The organism is Temperatibacter marinus (assembly GCF_031598375.1).
In the GTDB taxonomy this organism is placed as follows: domain Bacteria; phylum Pseudomonadota; class Alphaproteobacteria; order Sphingomonadales; family Kordiimonadaceae; genus Temperatibacter; species Temperatibacter marinus.
Map to the genome: position 1 here is coordinate 3,142,372 of NZ_CP123872.1, position 18,667 is coordinate 3,161,038.

14 protein-coding genes and 1 tRNA gene are annotated in these 18,667 nt (G+C 37.9%); 4 read left to right on the forward strand and 11 right to left on the reverse strand.

Annotated features, from left to right (window positions below; genetic code table 11):
• Nucleotides 1-93: 93 nt before the first annotated feature.
• Both QGN29_RS14295 and ybiA read left to right on the forward strand, forming a co-directional pair.
• A complete protein-coding gene (locus QGN29_RS14295; RefSeq protein ID WP_310798556.1) occupies nucleotides 94-966 on the forward strand; it encodes an endonuclease/exonuclease/phosphatase family protein in 873 nt (290 codons plus the stop codon).
• Between the two features lie 590 nt (nucleotides 967-1,556).
• A complete protein-coding gene (gene ybiA, locus QGN29_RS14300) occupies nucleotides 1,557-2,027 on the forward strand; it encodes a riboflavin biosynthesis intermediates N-glycosidase (RefSeq protein WP_375164613.1) in 471 nt (156 codons plus the stop codon).
• 122 nt (nucleotides 2,028-2,149) lie between these two features.
• On the opposite strand, the gene QGN29_RS14305 is transcribed toward ybiA, so the two are convergent.
• Nucleotides 2,150-3,553, reverse strand: a complete 1,404-nt coding sequence (locus QGN29_RS14305) for a hypothetical protein (RefSeq protein ID WP_310798558.1) — start codon at nucleotides 3,551-3,553, stop codon at nucleotides 2,150-2,152.
• 281 nt (nucleotides 3,554-3,834) lie between these two features.
• Here QGN29_RS14305 and QGN29_RS14310 point away from each other — a divergent pair, with 281 nt between their 5' ends.
• Nucleotides 3,835-4,305, forward strand: a complete 471-nt coding sequence (locus tag QGN29_RS14310; protein ID WP_310798559.1) for a hypothetical protein — start codon at nucleotides 3,835-3,837, stop codon at nucleotides 4,303-4,305.
• Nucleotides 4,306-4,870: 565 nt separating this feature from the next.
• On the opposite strand, the gene QGN29_RS14315 is transcribed toward QGN29_RS14310, so the two are convergent.
• From QGN29_RS14315 to QGN29_RS14360, 10 genes are all read right to left on the reverse strand, one after another.
• On the reverse strand, nucleotides 4,871-5,380 hold the full coding sequence (locus tag QGN29_RS14315; RefSeq protein ID WP_310798560.1) for a hypothetical protein: 510 nt from the start codon (nucleotides 5,378-5,380) through the stop codon (nucleotides 4,871-4,873).
• Nucleotides 5,381-5,400: 20 nt separating this feature from the next.
• Nucleotides 5,401-6,162, reverse strand: a complete 762-nt coding sequence (locus QGN29_RS14320) for a hypothetical protein (protein ID WP_310798561.1) — start codon at nucleotides 6,160-6,162, stop codon at nucleotides 5,401-5,403.
• A 3-nt stretch (nucleotides 6,163-6,165) separates the two neighbouring features.
• A complete protein-coding gene (locus QGN29_RS14325; RefSeq protein ID WP_310798562.1) occupies nucleotides 6,166-7,929 on the reverse strand; it encodes a type IV secretory system conjugative DNA transfer family protein in 1,764 nt (587 codons plus the stop codon).
• Nucleotides 7,930-8,617: 688 nt separating this feature from the next.
• Complete coding sequence (locus QGN29_RS14330) at nucleotides 8,618-9,079, reverse strand: hypothetical protein (RefSeq protein WP_310798563.1); 462 nt, start codon at nucleotides 9,077-9,079, stop codon at nucleotides 8,618-8,620.
• 471 nt (nucleotides 9,080-9,550) lie between these two features.
• Nucleotides 9,551-10,768 (reverse strand): hypothetical protein, encoded by a 1,218-nt coding sequence (locus tag QGN29_RS14335; protein ID WP_310798564.1) that lies wholly within the window; start codon nucleotides 10,766-10,768, stop codon nucleotides 9,551-9,553.
• A gap of 12 nt (nucleotides 10,769-10,780) precedes the next feature.
• The gene (locus tag QGN29_RS14340) at nucleotides 10,781-11,374 is read right to left on the reverse strand and encodes a hypothetical protein (protein ID WP_310798565.1); all 594 of its coding nucleotides are present in this window, start codon (nucleotides 11,372-11,374) and stop codon (nucleotides 10,781-10,783) included.
• Complete coding sequence (locus tag QGN29_RS14345; protein ID WP_310798566.1) at nucleotides 11,358-13,283, reverse strand: UvrD-helicase domain-containing protein; 1,926 nt, start codon at nucleotides 13,281-13,283, stop codon at nucleotides 11,358-11,360. Before QGN29_RS14345 ends, QGN29_RS14340 begins: the two co-directional genes overlap by 17 nt.
• Nucleotides 13,276-15,231, reverse strand: coding sequence for an ATP-dependent nuclease (locus tag QGN29_RS14350; protein ID WP_310798567.1), 1,956 nt, complete (start codon nucleotides 15,229-15,231; stop codon nucleotides 13,276-13,278). The genes QGN29_RS14345 and QGN29_RS14350 overlap by 8 nt, the downstream gene beginning before the upstream one ends.
• A 121-nt stretch (nucleotides 15,232-15,352) precedes the next feature.
• Nucleotides 15,353-17,440: a hypothetical protein gene (locus QGN29_RS14355; protein ID WP_310798568.1), complete on the reverse strand. Its 2,088-nt coding sequence runs from the start codon at nucleotides 17,438-17,440 to the stop codon at nucleotides 15,353-15,355.
• Between the two features lie 51 nt (nucleotides 17,441-17,491).
• Nucleotides 17,492-17,568, reverse strand: a tRNA-Met gene (locus tag QGN29_RS14360).
• 265 nt (nucleotides 17,569-17,833) lie between these two features.
• Between QGN29_RS14360 and QGN29_RS14365 the strand changes: the two genes are divergently transcribed.
• Nucleotides 17,834-18,664, forward strand: a complete 831-nt coding sequence (locus QGN29_RS14365; RefSeq protein WP_310798569.1) for a response regulator — start codon at nucleotides 17,834-17,836, stop codon at nucleotides 18,662-18,664.
• The last annotated feature ends 3 nt before the right edge of the window (nucleotides 18,665-18,667 follow it).

The window sequence follows — 18,667 nt, forward strand, 5'->3', positions numbered from 1 at the left end:
GAAAGCTGCTTCTTTCACTTAGAAACCAAGCAACACAGTCATCAAAAGGGCTTCCAAACTATTGAGGACACCCATTAAGGAAAAGACCGCACTATGTACCGCCTATTGATTGCCATCAACTGCATCCTATTTTCTGCTCTCGCGCATGCAGAAGAGAACCATAATGCCTTGACAATAATAACCTATAACATTCGAACAGATTGGCAGCAGGACGGGCCAAACAATTGGCAGTTCAGGCGTGACAACATGGTATCCCTTATTAAAGATCACACGCCTCATATCATAGGCCTTCAAGAAGTCCGACCTCACCAAATGATTGAAATAAAAGAACAATTAGGAGATCACTATATCTCATACGGTGTTGGTCGTGAGGATGGTCAACAGAAAGGGGAATCCGCACCGCTCTTCTTTCTTCAGTCTCGGTTCAAAATGATTAAAGCTCAAACTCTTTGGTGTTCCCCTTCACCGAATAAGCCTAGTAAAGGGTGGGACAGTGCCTATAATCGCACCCTGACGATTGTACATCTCCATGACAAACAAGCTGACCGCAGCCTTTATGCCATCAATACACACTTTGATCATGTGGGAATAGAAGCAAGAAGGGCCTGTGCCGCTATGCTCCTCCGACAGCTTCAGAGCCAGCAACTTGACCTCGCGGTGGTCATGGGAGATTTTAATTTTGACCGGGGCAGCCCGCCGTACAAGATTTTAAACGGCGCTAAGATCAAGAGTGGCATCAAACTTCTTGATAGTCGCCACCAAGCGCAACAGCGTGAGGGCCCAGACTATAGTTTTAATGGCTTTAATGCGAAATTCAAAGCCAACAGTCCTATTGACTTTATCTTCACGACCTCAACTCTGTCAGTGCTAACTCATCTAACTGATGACAGGCGCATAGACGGACGCTATCCCTCAGATCATTTTCCCATCTTAATTAAGACCAAGTATAAAAGTCAGGCCAACTAGAAAGATAGAAAAGAAAAACCCGCGATCTCTATTGAAATCAAGGGTTTAACTTATAAAATTGGTAGCGGAGGAGGGATTTGCCAGCCTCTGATACCAAAAATTAAATCCATAAATTTCAATATGTTATACAATATCACATTTCGTAGTGGCTCATTGTTCACGTAAATAACGTAAAATCAAAATCCTCTATTATGCAACAACTAACTTTGGCACCATAAGTGTTAATGGCGGACACAATTGCGAACAAGCTAAATAATTCTTATAGCCTTTAAAGGAAATAGACATTTGATGAGTTTGAAGGCATCTACTCAAGCATCAACTTAATTTGAGGGCGCACAGTGATTTTGAAGAAAAGGAAAAAGATAAAATAAAAAAACATGAAACAAAGGCGCTTGCAACACTGCAGTCAACTTGCTTAATATTAACTAACAATCAAGATAATGCACTCTCTTAGTTTAAACGCCATATGGTAACAATTTATCTGATAACGGACAAATATGACCTACAATGTAAAAGATTTAATCGCTCTAACCAGCAGGAAAAAATGTAAATACGTGCTGTTCTGGGGGCATAAAAATCGGGGAAAGGAGATGACCAAAACCTGTCTCAGCCAGTGGTACCCAAGCCCCTTTTCTGAAACAAATGGGATCAGATACGCTACTGCCGAGCATTACATGATGGAGCGCAAGGCAGTGATGTTTAATGCATTCGACCTGGCTGAGGAAATACTAAAGGACGATGATCCGGCCAGAGCCAAAGCTTTGGGGAGGCAAGTACCTAACTTCGATCCTGACATCTGGGACGCTAGGAAATATTACCTTGTGATTGCAGGCAACAGACTCAAGTTTTTTCAGAATGAGCCGCTCAAGACTTACCTGCTCTCGACTGGCAAAAGAATTCTGGCAGAAGCCAGTCCTAAGGATCTGGTTTGGGGAACAGGATTAACCGAAGACCACCCGGATGCAAAAAACCCAGCTCGCTGGAGAGGCAGTAACTTGCTAGGTTTTGCCTTAATGCGAGTCAGGTCCGAGTTATTTATGAGAAGGCAAAGGGGTGGATAAGTTATAATTCGCCATTAACACCTATGGTGCCAAAGTTAGCTAGCATTGTTAGAGTGATCTTACTGGGATTAAATATAGCACATCCTTAAAGTTAATTGCTCATTGATTATCATTTTAAAGTGCTATCCTCTCCTATTTTTATGCATATCTTTGTCATACTTTGCAATAGCAGGGATAAGCTTTGGGCTAAGGTTTTTTCTATGTAAGTAATCGTATAATCCCTTAGCTGTGTCTAAAAAATATTTATAATTATGTTGGAATTTTTCTGTGGTTAAGCCTCGAGCTTTAACATCGAATGAAAATGCTAAAATAACATGTTCTGTTGCTTTTCCAGCAAGAAGATAATATTCCCTCTTCTGTTGGAATTTTAGTTTCCCATACCAATTATTATCTTTTTTTATTAAAGATAGTGTATATGGATCATGCCATTCAGTTCCCCATGACTTTTCTTTTGTCCCTGAATAAAATTCTTGAGGGCCTTTCTGTTTTATTCTTTCAATTTCATTTCTGATAACACCTCCTGTCTCAATTGAGGTTTTTACATCGCCTATAGCAAGGAGCATGTCAGTGATTTTATAGTATTGGCCATCTTTACTAGTAGAGCCTATTTCGTATTTATAATTTGGTAATCCTCCCTCTTTAGCGTGTTTCACGAACTTGATTTTCCAATCCTTAGGGAAACCTAAATATTCATGCATGCTATTAGAGTTTATCATTGCAATTGCTATGTCCATAGCCTTATCAGTATGTATTCCTTCAGGGTAATGATCATCAAATTCTTTGTAAGCTTTAAAAGTATTGAGCTTCTTCGCAATCATCCAAGTAATATCTTGCGATAAATTATAAAAGGGGCTCTTCTTTTTATTCTCATACAATGAGGCTATATTATGAGGGTCATTTGATTGAGCTGCTTTTAGTAAATTATTTGCTTCAATAATGTCTTTGATGGCTTGACCGTATTGAGTTGAAGCCTGATCAATATTAAGTATAATATGGTTGCGAGATGCTTCAGTAAGGAGTTCCTCAATCAGTTCGATTGTCTGGTTAAATCCCATGACATTATTTGAATATTTTTCATTCAATGATTCCAATGTTTTATTGGCAACATCTTTTGAATAATCAATTGCTGTTGATAGAGTATCTTCAATAGTTAACTCACTAATTTCTTTATCTATTTCTTTAAAGTGGAGATAAGAATTTACTGAGTTTGATATATTGGTGTCATAGTTCTCATATATGTCGGGCCCAGTTTTAAATTTGTTCTCTAATTTTAAAAGAGAGTTTTCTAGATTTGATAAAAGTACAATTGTAGCTTTTGAGTTTAAAGAATGATCGAGACGATCGTATGTCTTTACTTGCTTCTTGATTTTGGAAGTTAAAATCAGACTGTTGCTTATATCCTGAGAAAGATTGTACTTAAATTCAGATAGCTTATCAATTCTGAGGTTATTGTAATAGAAATATGATCCATATCCTAGTGTAACAATAACTAAAAACATTACGATTTTAGATAGTAAATTATTCATAAATTCTCCCCTTAAAAATAACTTAGCTAATTACTTACTTATTTGTCAATTTCCCGGCCTTAAAGGCCTTTAAAATTATTAATAATTGAAAAACACTTTTTATTAATGCTTTGTAAGTTGAGTAATAATATTAAGCACGTGATTTGAATTTTAACTTGGCTAGTTATTAAAATTAATTTGAATTATTTATAACTTTACATAAGTCTTATCAGCTAATAACTTTCTACTCTGAATTAAGTGAAACTGTATTAAAAATAAATTTTATCCCCTAAGGAATTACAATGAATAAACCTGGTATTATTAATATGTTAGTTGGGCTATTTTGGGGAGTTGCAACTTTGATTGGTGTTTTTGTTTATGAGTATTTACTTTATATTTTAGCCATATTAGCACCTCTGCAGTTTCTATACGGTTTGGGGCAGTTTATTCACTATAAATTTCTTATGGACCCAGATGAAGCCGCGCAATATGACTTTTCGCTTGATACAAGTCATGTAAAAACTGGAAAATTTTGGTTGATTATTGCTTGCTGTATTGGAGTGTTTACAGGTTTTGACATTTATACTCGTATTGATATGGAATTTGTTGCAGTCCCTACATTGTTATTAGCAACATATTGTTTTTTCTGTTTATATGAAACTTATGATTTTGAAGGCTGGAAAAATAGGGCTTATTATACAAAAATGTTGTCTTTAGCTTGTTTAGGTGGAGCCATTTATAATGGCATTCGTGCATATAATATAATATTTTAATTATTAAAATTTAACGGATGACTATCTCAGAAACTCTGTCACTCGAAACCTTTTAATATATGAATATAAACAGTAGCTTATTCTTTTAGCTAAGCATTGTTCTTTAGTTTTCAATTATAGACGTAAATCAAAATAGCTTGTATTAATGAGAAAATTCTTACGGAGATAGTAAACCGCACCACGGCGGATTAAGTTCTGCACTTTTGGCAGCTTCAAACTCCTGCGAGGGAGCTTTTAGCTGTCATTTTAAGGTTAAACGGAACGCCCTAAAGGACCACTAAAAGAAAAACCCTCGATCTCTATTGAAATCAAGGGCTTATCTTAAAATTGGTAGCGGAGGAGGGAAGCGAAACCAATACCCTCTCAGTCTGAAACCAACAGTAATCCTAGTTCTTCAAAGCATATTGTTAACATGCTATTGGCACAGCTGTGCCAATAGCACTATTGAATCATTGTAAATGATTTTTGTCAACTGAATAGAACTGAACTATTAAAGAGAGTTATATGGCGATTTCATCCGACAAAAACCAATAAACGAAAGGCATAGATATACTCTTGTAAGCGGTTATTTAAATAGCCGCTTAATGCCAGCAATTACAGACGACCCTAAGCCACCCTCGTCGAATACTTGTTGTGATTTTATTTTTGTAATTCGTTCTTGCTCAGAATAATAGAAATAATCATTATTGGTAAAAGACTCTTCGGTACCGAAAGCCTTTTTCAGCATCTTTTGTTCTTCTTCTTTTGTAACCTTGAGCGCACTGGATAGATAGTGGGATAAAAACATTGGTTTTGCTTCTATCTGCAGAAAAATTTGACGTAAGAGTTCTTCACCTTCAGGAGATAGTTGTTTTGCACCCACCATTAACATGCGGTTAAAGTCTACGAATGAAACATTAGCGTCTAATTCTTGAATTTCGCTTTCAAATTCCTCTTTAGTGATATGTAGATGGTTCATAAAATCATATTCATGCAAATTTGAGAGAATAAAAGCTGCTTTAGCGATTAATTGACCTTCCGGTAAATCTTTAGTGGCGCCTAGCTTAATTGCTTTCAGAACGGTAATTTTAGACATAGTTATTTGTCCTCTTCTTTCTAGTGTGCGTTTCTGACAGAATTTTCTTGTTTGTCAGCACGTGCATTTTCTGCATATTCACGAAATTTCGTCATAGTGATGAAGGTGAACGGTTTTCTGTGTTCATCTCTGATATTAATAAGGCGTTGATTGTGTTTAACACTCTCAATACCCATCATGATTTGTTGAAGGCGCCGGTTAAATGCATCATCAGGTGTGATGTATAGTACCTTGTGGTATACGCCCTTATTCAGCTTTAATATGTGCTGATATGTCAATTGCTGATACCTAATGTGCGACTTGGTGGACCTTTCACACTCGATGCAGATAATCTGACCTTTCTTATCTGTAACAAGCGCATCTGGCTTTTTCTGTCCCTTGATTTTCATCGTGTTTTCATAATGAAAATCTGCCCAACCAAATGTATCGCAATGGATTTGAACTTCACGCAACATGACTTCATGGTCATACGTGCCAAAATGAAACTTTGCTGGCTTAAATAGCTTATAGGCAGATAAGTCTTCGTCGGGTTGTAGAGCCATTCCCAGCCCGTGAGGGCTCAATGACCAGATGGTTTTGCGTCTGCCATCATCTAAGCTAAATTGATGACGTCTGATCAATCCTTGTTTCTCCATGTTACTCAAAAGACGGTGGGCCATTTGGCGGGAGTTAAACCCACACAAGAGCTGAATTAAATCCTGTGAAGACCAGCCACTTACTTTCAAGTGGCAAAGAACCATCATAATATAAATTTCATGCTTTTTATTGTTAGAGATAGTCATGGTCTATCCTTTCGGCAGTAAATCATCATCAAAAGACGAGAAAGGCATTAGCTCGTCATTAATACTGCGTGGTGGTGTATGATTTGTAACGATTGGCTTATAGGGAACTGGATCAATCAAGATAGGCGCTGTAATCCCAAGCTGAGGAATGCCTCCTGCTCCCATAATAAGGCAGCAACGCTTAGGTAAGTTCATAAGAACATTAGTTGAAAAGTATGGCACTTGAGTTTGAGCTAATGTTCTTCCTCTTTTATGAAGTTCAGAATTAGCTTCATTGGTCTCAGTTTGTTGAATTTCATTATCCACCAAAATTGTTCCAGTTAGATCAGAGAACATCTTTGCAGTCTTTGGATTCTGACAACGATAAGACAGTTTAAGTCCAGTATTGTCTGTTACCGTCTGATAAACTACCTTTGGCTCCAGACCTGCTACCGCAATTTCAATATCACCTAAACTTTGATGACAAAGCCAATACGAGGCATTACTTGACCTTAGGGCCCCAAGACTATCACAAATTACACGCGATAATGAATATTTAAATTCATCTCCCACGATAGTAACATGGCTGGATTTATCGTCTCTATTTTCTACGATTTGAGGAATACGAGCAAAGATTAAACGCTGAAGCATTTTCACTGCATCATCCCGCATGGCACCCTTAAAATACCAAACTCCCTGTGAAGAGAGAATTTCCTCTAAATCATTCGGCGCATCAGTCTGCACGGCAGGAATCAGTGCAATTTCTTTGATTTTTTTATAAACATCACCCAACTCATCATTAATATCTTCTGCTAAATCCAAAAGTTTTGGAAAGCTGGGGTTCTCATCAATCATATAACATAGTGTATATAATGGATCGCGCTCATTAATACGATAGTGATCACTATCTTTATCGCTTAAGGACAAACCGAACGCCGAGATTAAAAGCTCATACAAATCTTCAGGCGTTATATTATGTAATGGATTAAACTGAGGTGGTTGATCTCTTTTTAAGTTAATTTCACGATAAGGAACACCTGCAATTTTTGCCGAATTTTCTAGTAATGCAGGCAAATAGACATCGTGCTTAGGGTCAATTGTGACAACAACATGCCTGCCCGAAAGGACTCTCTGGCAACAAGCAATAGCACATACCATGCTTTTACCTGCAGATGGTGCACCAACAAGCTGAACATTCGTTTCACGGTAGTAGTCTTCATCCAAAAAAATTGGTTTATGGTTTTCATCTAAACACAGAAAAACCTTGTTAAGTTTTAAAGCCTGCTGAAAGTATTTTGTGGGGTCATATTTAATGACTTCAGGAAATAATTTTGCCAAATCTCTGACATCTGTAAGCCCCTTCTTGTCGACACTCTTAAGTGCCCGTTTGGTCTTTCTATTCATGTATGGCTCAAGATATCGTGCAATCAAATGACGCAATACGAAGCCTGTTGGTAGACCTACCACTAATCCTGCAAATCCATACATATAAACCTGTTCAAAGTGATGTTTAAGCTGAAGGATGAGATCATATCTGGTGATAAATGCTGCAATTAAGCCTGTTCCAACAAAGAATGTAGCAGTATAGAAGATAACAATTAAACCACCCGATAGTAGTCGTGTAACAGATGGTAAGAATGATTTATCACCTTTGCATACGACAGATGTGCGATGAAGTGCAGGTAAAAGGCTGGCAATAAGAAAGGCATAGGTGAACAACCAATCTTTTGAGTGAGCGAGTGTGATGATAGAATATTGTACGAGGTCATGTGACGATAGCGAAAACATAAAGTTCTCCATTCTGAATATCGAAATTGGTATTGAAGGGGATGCCAAGCGCGTAGCGTGCGGAAGCCACTAGGCTGAAGTAACGGCAAGGATCATTTACACTTCAGCAGATGAAATACTGGTGAATGATCTTTGATCTCGTCTGCCGACCGTCAGAAATAAAAGACGGCATAAACGAGATCGCAGCAAATCAAGACCCCAGTCTTGAATTGACTGCGACCAAAGAGGTAGTGAAGGTTCCCCAGAACCGGAAAACAATGTGTACACCCAAGTGTAGGCATGGTGGCTGCCTCGCCGCCTGTCGGACTGCAAAGCGGTCCCGACCATCCGAGAGTTGGTATTGCGTACAGCAAGCCCTTGGGCCCTTGAGTGAGGACGGTCAACAGCAGATAATAAATCTGCCGTTCCTCGCACAAGAGAGTGCTCAGTGCTCGGATGGTCGGGACTGATCACCTCACTGAGGTAAGGACCAGACAGGCGGCAATTTGCAGGGGTAATATTGAACGGTACAGCATCGACTAGATGCCCGTTTAAGCCTGCAATACTAACGGTTTCAAGATATAAGGAGTGGCGTCCAGTAAACGAAGAAATATTCTTGAAACCCACATTCTGTCGTTGACATACCTTGTTGACGAGGATTGTTGACACCGCTTTACAAGCAGTGTCAACAACAGATGATGCCTTAAGCCTAGGCATTCCACTTACTCATGAATGTGTGTTTTTGACTTTCAGTAAAGTCGAAAATAACAGACAATGACTTTTCAACAAAGTCTTTCGTTGGTTGGATTTGAGCAAATGCATTATTGGTACATTTGATGAATGCAGCCGAGAATTGAAGGTTCTTCACATCAAAGCCATTAAAGCTCTCGCCACTCATAGGCGTAAAGATAAATCGGCGAATTTGATCTTCAATATGATCCAAGGTATCCACGCCGTAGCTATTTGCAACAGCATGCAAAGCAATAATGAAGTCTGTTGAAGGTGAGTATTCTGGGCTGTCTTTACCTTCATTGATCATGAGACAAACCATTTTCTTAACGAAAAGGTTTAACTCATCGTCAGACATCAGGCGGTATTGCAAACAAATGCCAGACGACAATAAATGAAAAATGGATTTTGGACATAATTGTCCTGTATAGTGAAAACTCATCAGTTTTCTCCTCTAAATAAATTCAAACAAAACGATACACTTCACCTGCAACACAGATGTTGACCGTATTTTTCATTTGTCAGTGAAGAGACTTTAAGGTAAGCTTCAGGTCTGAATCGGAGCTGACCTTGTGTCTCTTCATTAAAAAGCGTCATAGCCCTTGGGCATTGGCGCTTTTTTACTTTCCCACCCATTACGTATGCAATGAGCATCGAAGCTGACAATCTAGATATTAACAAAAAACTGCTACCACCGCAACCCCGAATAAATATTTTTTCTTTTGTAACCAATAGGTTACACTATGTTTTTTAATAAAATAGTATAATTATCATTTCTTCATACATTTCTATTTCTACTCAAATATTAAATAACACATCGACAACAAATTGATTATCAAGTCAGCCTGATAAATTTGAAAATGAATTTTCACCGAAGACGGACATAGCTGACTGTTTAACTGGCTTGGGGAGTTTAAGCTTTACCTGTATGAACAATTTTAGGAAACACACCTCTTTCAAGAGCGTGATTAGCGATATCAATTAAGTTATCAAAAAAATGATCTGAGCTAGTCGAATTTTTTGTTAATAGATGTAATTGAGGGTAGTCCGTCAAAACCACAGGAAGTTCCAAATCAACCATCAAATTTATAACTGGGTCACTACATTCTTTATACTCGTCATCAAACAATTCCTTAACAATAACTAGTCCAATAAGCTGTTTATCCAAATTCATGATTGAAATTGAGTTAGTTGCAGTTTTTATTGATATTCCATTGTTGTTTTTTGCATGGGTCATTGCTCCACACAATTGATCTATTGCTTTCGATATATGCCTTTTTATGGTTTTTCTTTTCCTATCTATCTTTCTGGTAAGAGACTTAGGCGTATTAGGACTATCTTTGGCTTGAATGAATAAAACTTCATGCTCGGTTACAACTAATATATCCGTTAATTCCTTATCTGTATCTATCCTGTATGGATTTACATAAATCTCAGATTTATCGAATATTCGTCTCATGAGGAGTGCTATATCACGCTCTTGCATATCCCCAGGATTTTTATCTCGATCGAGACTGGTCATTGCAATCGACTGCATATCATCATTAAAGCCGTCGAACTCTTCGCGGACATCTATAATAAGCGTATCATCAGGATAAATTCTTTTTTCGAACTTGATAGTAAAAGCATTAGCATCATCCGCAACATCTCTGACAGAAAATCTTCGTTGTAATCGTTTTAATATGCCTACAACATCACCTTTTTCTGAGTTATAAAACTTTGCCTGAGTAAGAAGATTGCCAAATATTTCATGCTTTTCATTGATTGCTGAAATTCCCATTATTTCTCGGTCAAGTTCATCAAAAAAGTATATATCAAACTCGGACTGATTAAGGGCATGACAAATATTTAGCATTAACTCGTCATCATCAAAAATTGGTGTCGTTAGTGTCAGAGGTTCGTCATGGTCATCAAAGAACGCAGTGATCAAACCTAAACTGTATAAATCATTCTCATAATCCTTTAAAAAATATACTTTAAATTCATTCTGTGTACGGGCTGTTAAAATCATTTCCTTTGTTGTTTTTATTACAAAAAACCATTTGCCAGTCTCATTATTTTTTAAAGGTATATACCCACCATTAAATGGTTGAATGTATTTGATAATTTCTGGGTATAAAATAGAGATCATTGTCATGTGTCTTTAAGTAGAGATGTTTAATACGCTAGCTAGATGTGAAAAAACGGCTGTTGTGAAATACTCAGAAAGCTCAATAGCAAGATACGCATCATCTTTAGATACTGGATTACAAGAATGTACTGCAGAATTTCTAATTTTTTTCTGTCTTTCCCATTCTTGTTTCAAGGTTCGCCCTGTATCACCAAACTCTTCTTCACTTAGGTTTACGCCATATTTTTCAAGAATTTTGAAAAGCAAATTCAAGAAATTCTTGTTTTGCATAACAATCGGAGCAATGATCTCATCAACACTTTCATCATGAATAAATCCCGCAACTACGGGTTCTAATAATACTTTTTTGATGAAATATTCCGTTGCCGCAAATGCAAAAACAAAAGAAGCAGTACTATCTACTTTTAAGATAGCTTTTGCTTTTTCTAAGTATTCTAGAGCTGGCGCAGCTAACTTCTTATTAGCTCTATAGTATGAAGATAATCGTTCATCCTGAAAATCAGCTATGATTTCATCTCGAGCACCTTCGATTATTTCTTCTACCATTTCATCATAGGCCGCTTGTTCAGCATACCAATAATCTCGATCTTCATCTGGGTGTGCCATTTACATTCCCCCAATCCAGTTTCTTTAATCCTAATGTCGATAATTTAGTCTCGTCAGCGCCTTCAGGAACCGCCCAAATGAGTAACTTTCTTGGCCTTGAGCTCGCTACGTAGGCAAATCGAGCTGGCTCTTGAGAACTATCCTCCAACCACTTTTCCCAATGGCCGTCCTTGCCCTTTGTTGGTGATGATACGAGCATTACTGCATCTAATGTATCCCCTTTGACTGAATGGATTGTTCTAATAGGAATATTCGTGGCGTTTCGCTTTACATATTTAATCGTCTGAATAACATTTTTACTGGCATCACCACTTGGCGAGCTAAAAACAAGCTTGCTAGGTATGCTGAACTGATATGATCTATCATTATATTCTAACAAATAATGACTGTTAGTGACTGCATTATGAAGAGTTACTTTTAGCTTTTTTGCCCATGCTGACCATTGCAGTTCTAGGTTTTTAACCTCATTGTCATCACATACCTTTGTTAAAATAGAAGCAATAAATGTACGCCAATTAGAAGCTGTAGAAACAATTGATGGTAAATGGAATTTGGAGGGGCTAGCTGAATTATCATTAAAATATTTATTGGCTAAGAATTTTCCCATCAATTTTAGCGCATCAATTAAACTCTCCTCCTCACCTTCACTCCAAATTTTAATAGCTAAAGCGACTTCATGTGAGGGCTTTAGATTGGCATTTGATGCAGGGCGCATTCTAGAGATCATCGAATGACCTCGTGTGATTATAGCTGAAGTTTTAAATAGACCTGAATTATCACGTTCTAGATATTGTTCAAAACTTTCAGATAGATCACTAATGTTCCTTTTGTCATATAATACATAAAAGCAATCTAAAGCAGGGATTTTGGCATTGCCTTTTATTGGAGTACTTAAATCAATAACTTTATTACAGAAATCGACAACACCTTGATGGCTTCTAAAGTTATTTGTTAACTTCAATACTTTCATCTTATTTTCATCAGCAAAATTTTGGACTAAACTGGGATCAACTTTTTTAAAGTTATAGATTGCTTGATCTAGGTCCCCTACCAAATTGATAGAAATTCCTTTGTCATGTAAAGTTTGCAATATAATTAATTGCCCAGCAGATAGGTCTTGGGCTTCATCAACAAAAATACAAGGAAAACGTTTTGCTAAGAAATCACATAATTCATCTTGCTTATCGAGCAACTCTTTACACATAAGCTCTATATCTTGATAATTAGCAAAGCCTGCTTCCCAAAATTTCTTTTTTGTATTTAACAATTCAGTATTTTGCCATATTTCTAAAGTCATACTGTTTCTAGCGGAATCTACAGTGCGTTTTCCACTTGCAAATTCCCATTGGCTACTTGAAACATCATAATGGTACTGATTAGCGAATGGTGTACCAGTCCCATTATATTGATACTTAGTAGAGTAACTATTAAGAAACCCCGCTTCTGATGATGGATCAATTAATCTGAACGACCTATCCAGATCATTTTGATCCTCTCCATTATATTTAGTGAGATGATGCAGGAAAGGGTGAGCAATATAAGAATGTAACCAGCTATCGAAGGTGCCAACAAAATGTGGGTAAACGATACTGCTCAACCCTGTAAATTCAGAAATTCGATCTGTGATGACATCTGCTGCATTGTTAGTAAATGATAGAATTGCAATGCCGCCATTTATCTCCCACCTAGAAATTTCATAAGCAGCTTTTATTGCGACTACTTCTGTTTTTCCACTTCCTGGGCAAGCCTTAAGAAATGTAGATTCATCTATTGATGAAAAAATATAGTCTAATTGTTCCTCAGTTTTTTCATCAATACGGCATGCCCCGTAAGATTGGCATTTATTACAGCTTTTATGTTTAGTTCCTGAAGGACATAATGCATTAAGTAATGATGATTTATTAGTCATCAACACTGCCTCCACATGCCCAAATGACAGCTTTATTTATGTTGTCAGGAATCGTGAAATTACTATCTTCTTGTAATACTTCAGATAATAACTGCGCATAATACCCTTTCCCCATATTATTATCTTCAATTCTTTTTAGAATGATATTTGCATTACTCCCCTTTATCTGAGGCTTTTCATCATTCCATTCTTTCTCTGCTATACTTTTAATCTCTTTGTAAACTGTTCCACGATTATGCCAATTATCCTGTAAGACTTTTGCCATGACCTGAAGGTTGTTACCTTCCATAGCCAAGTCATATTCTAGTGTCTTGTATGCTCCTGTATATAATCGACAATAATCTGATGAGTTAATCTTCGTTAAAAGGTTTAAAACAGGATTTTTACCGTCATTGTGATCAGGATCGATTGGAGTAGCGGGTATCGTTTTTTCATCCTTTTCGTCTTTCAACTTTTCAGGGTCTTTATCGGTAATCCCTGCGCATCTAATTTCTATGTTTTGGCAATCTTTGTCTTGCTTGCCAAAATTACAGAAAAGACGCATGAAATGCTTAAAATATATACCATTCATATTGACGATACTAACACCTGCCTTTTCTAAACTGTCTGGCAACAAATCTTTTTTGTCTTTGCCTTCATTATAATTTTTAAGGATGCTTTTTGCTAATTGTGGTACTAAAAAAGCCTCTGCGATGCCTTCGACCAAAATAACACCCTTGGCAAATAGTAAGGTTGATTTTGTCGTATCCAGCCACCTGCTTAAAAACAAATTACTTGCAGGTATTAAAACGTCTTCTTTACCATCAATTTCATGCTTAATATCTTTATCAATACCTGTACATATTATTGGCGTTGCATTGATGCTACTTGTGTTGCCTGAGGAAATATGGATAAGGCTCTCAATTGACGCTGAAGATGCCAACACAGGTGAGTGTGACGTAACTATTACTTGTATAGGAGATGTTTCATTTTTTGAAATCTCTTCAAGATATTTTAAAAGTCTTATTTGAAGCTGTGGATGAAGATGGGCTTCAGGCTCTTCGACCAACAATACTTTTAATCGTTCATCCTCTTCACCTGAGTCTATCAATTCTGCCAATACGGTTGCTAAATATAATAAGTTATTATGACCTAAGCTATTCTCATTTAACGAGCGATAATAATCTTTGTTTGTTCCATCACTTATGAAGTCTGGGAAGAAAAACAACCGTAAACTTTCCGCAATTCTATTAAAGCCTACTTCTGAAAATCCAATATGAGTATCTTGACCAAATACTTCACCAACAGCATCTGTTAGCTTACTCTTGATTAAGTCATTCATCTTTTTTATTGGAAGATCATCGCTTGTTGCGATGTCATGGTTGAATGATTGAACCTTCTTTTCTAATGAATGTATCTCACCTTTATCTTTAAGTTCTTTAAGGGCTTTTGCTTCTATATTTTTAAGTAATTTAGCCAGTCGAGAAGCTTTTCCTTCTTTAAGTTTTGCTTCAGCATCTCGAAGAGGCGGTAAATAAATGCAATTGAACTTTTCGAACAATTCCCATTCAAAGGCCGAAGATTTTGAACTGCCACCCCAAACGTGTCTTTTAAAGCGACCGTATTTTTCTTTATTTTCTACTTTTAAATTTAATGTGGCGTGCTGGTCTATATCATACCAAGGTAAGAAAGTAACTTTGTCATCCTTAGTTAATCCTGCAAAGCTTGCTTGAATAACAAAACTTTCAGAGGCTTGAGCGCTTACTTCGAAGGGTTTGTGAAAATCACTTTCTGATACAGGAGTATAACCAAATTCATCTTCCCTCAAAAGCAATCGTATGGCATCAATTATTGAGGTTTTTCCTGAAGCATTTTCCCCAACTATAACATTAAGCCCCTGCCTTAAATGGATAGCTGTTTTCTGCCCTATTCCTTTGTAATTTTCGATAGATATATTTGAAATGTACATTTATTTTCCATTACTTTTAGGTGTAAAAGTTAATAATTGCATATCAAATCGAAACTCTCCACAAAATTGTCACCAATACAACCACTATACAGGAAAATTAGTATTTTTCAGATACAGAAACCTACATGCACAATAGGTCTAGATCATGCTTTTTCATATACCGTTCAAAGTCAGCAGCATTCGCATCCATCATTTCCAGATGTGCGCGTGACCAAAAATCACGATTTGGTAATGGATGAAAGTCATTGTCCCCTAAACTCTCTGATCGGCCAATCATATTGGCGTTAGAAATAAGTTTGATCGGCACAAGCTTCAAATGGCTGGTCACAATAGGGATCACAGCGTTGATGTCGTTTAGAACAGGCATATAGCCCCCAGCATTATATACAACATCACCTAGCGTTGTTTTATTGTCATTGCGGCCCAAGAATTCTGCCACATGTCGACTCTCAATATGTCTACCGTCAATTTTCACCCTCCCTACTAGAGTTTCCACTGAGTGACGAAATCCTCCTAGCGTCATTTCAGGATACTTCATATCTCCAAATAACTTTGGTCTCATCTTCGTCCAAATAAGCCTATTAAAAACATCCCCTGTTGCTGTAGTTCTACTGGTAGGAATAAGCTCTGGGAAAAGAGCTCTTCTTCCAGCCATATGCGTTGCCAGCACAAATTCTTTAAACCCTAATCTCACTAGCTCTGGATGAACTGGAATAACCCTTAGGCTTGTTTTCTTTTTAATATTTCCCATGAGATTAGAGCGTATCACCACACACAAAGTTCCTGAGGTTTCCAGAAAGTCACTCGTCATTAAACCACAAGCTTCACTTGGCCTCATACCAGAATACCAAAGCAGTAGAGGCACCCAATATGCTGCGTCTTGATAGATGGCCCGCCCTGCTTCAAATCTAGGACTAACTTTTTTAGGGCCGTCAATCTTCTCACCGCGCGATCCTGTATAGATCGTAGTACTGAAAAGCTTAGTTGCATCACTTACCAAGATGTATTCTGTTCTTTCTTTTGTTGATCGATAATCACGCTTCGTAGTTTTGAGAAGGTCCCATTCAATTGTCGGAACAATGTACCCTTTCTTTCTATCGTCTGTCAGGAGCATTTTTAAAGCAGTAATTGATCCATTGATCTTGTTAATCGATAGCCCGTCGCCTTTTAAGGCACTAGGCATTTGTCCTACAACAAATCCTTTCTTTTTTTCTTTGTTTTCTAGGCATTTAAGGAAATTGGACAATTTTTCCTGTGTTACATCAGCTACTGTGTCATCAGGATAAATTTCAGTATATCTAACGATTGCAGTCTTATAATCCTTACCGCCCTTATTACCCCATTGACCTCCGCTCACCTGATCTTCTTCAAATGTCAGGAAACGCTCAAGCAACTTTATTCTTGGTGCTATATTTTTCTGATCTGGTAATTGTTCGAGTTCAGGGCGGGATTCTGTACTAAGTTGTGTTTGAATGGAATATTTCTCAACCTTATGAGGCTTATCAATTTCCTCACCTAAAACATTTAAATTAGCTTGCAATACTGCTTCTGCTATTGCTTCGCATACCAATTTCCAAACATCATTACGAACACTAGAAGTTTTCAACAGCTCAAACTGATCAAGAATTTGATCACGGTATCTTGCTGCGACGCCCCTTGTGTCAAGCTGGGAGGCAATCATTTGAGAAGACAATTCCCCACGTAGCTCCGAACTGTTGATTTCAGGGTTTCCTTCATATTTAAATAGGCTAGGTAAAGCGCTGTGAATAGTCCGCCATTGATTATTCTGTGAGATATACTCCTGTAGTGTGGCTTCATTGTCGTCAGACATTTTCAGTTCAGCTTGAAACTGGTTCAACAGTCTATCGCGCTCAAAAGAAACGACATCTTTAAAGGCTTCTATTCTTTGCTCTGATGTTAAAAAATTTCCACGCCCTTTTAACTCGACCACACTTTTTTCCTCAATAAACACTACTAAATAATCACTTATACTTTTAGCTAGTGTCTTGCAGTACGTTTTTAAAGATAGGCGCAGTTCTATTTTTTCACCGCCGCATAAAATGACTTTGCGAAAGTAGTAAACCGCGTTGCGGCGATATAGGTAATTTAATGATGGCATTGATACCCTCCAAATTGAGGAACTGCCTTCTAGATGTGCATTTTGGCACAGGTTATTGGCACAAAATTCCGACCAAACCGATGCGCGCAAAAAAAAGAAGCCCCCGACTTACTTTGAAGTCAAGGGCTTAACTTTTAAAATTGGTAGCGGAGGAGGGATTTGAACCCCCGGCACATGGATTATGATTCCACTGCTCTAACCAACTGAGCTACTCCGCCATATAGATAAAGCCAAATCGGGACCTGAAAGGACATGATACTCAGAACAATGCCTAACGGTTTCCGTCAGAAGCGAGGGCGTGTATACTGCTCCCCATCTTCACTGTCAAGCATCTGATGACAGTTTTTTTGTTTTTTTACATTTCCTCATGCGGACAAGAAAAAGTTCATGATTAGAGCTGGCACATTGCTTGCAAAGTTTTACCCTAGAAAAAGAATGACCCTAGGGTCTGCATTTGATAATATAGGGATCAAGGAGCTCAGTATGAATGAAATGTATGAAAAGGAATTGCCTGCAATTAAAGCCTTAATTTGCATTGGTAACGATCATATATCCCATCCAATTTATGAGTATATCAAACGCTCTGGCTCAGTCAAAACTACCATAGCCACCAATAGCTTAGCTGCGATGAACGAGCTATATGATGAAGAATACCACTTCTTCTTAATCGCCCAAGAATTGCCTGACGGCGATGGGTTGGATCTCTATAAGAAAATGGTAGACAAGGGCTTTATCACTGCACAAAGTCGCTGTATCTTTCTCATGGAAAATCCTTCCCGCAATGCGGCAATAAAAGCCGCTGCCATGGGTATCGAGCATATTCTTGTCCCGCCTTTCTCGCTTAAAGCGGTTAGTGATCGCATGAAAACCATTTATGCCTCTGTCTTGGAGAAACCAAAACCGTTGAAAGGTGTGGCTGTGATGGCGAAAAATGCGCATATGGCAGAGACCCTTAAAAATCAAGCGGTTGAAAAGCGTAAGAAGCGGGGCGAAGTCAGCATGAAAATTCATGCTCCCCACGAAACGGCAGACTTGATCTTAAAAGATCAAAAAATCATTAGAAAACCGCGCAAAGCCACAGCGATTCTGGCCAAAAGAACCGAAAACAAAATGTATAAAGCTGAAGTGACCAAGCGCCGAGCGCCCATCGCTCCAGCTCAAGAGATACCGCAAGAGGCCGCCGGAAAAGCAGAATCTGGCATTAAACCACAGCTAAAGATCAAAGAGCCACGTCCGATCGAAAGCCTTCCCCCTTATCCTGGAATGACAGCCGCTCAGAGAGAACGCCTTCATACTTTCGCGCGCGTTTCCTAAGGG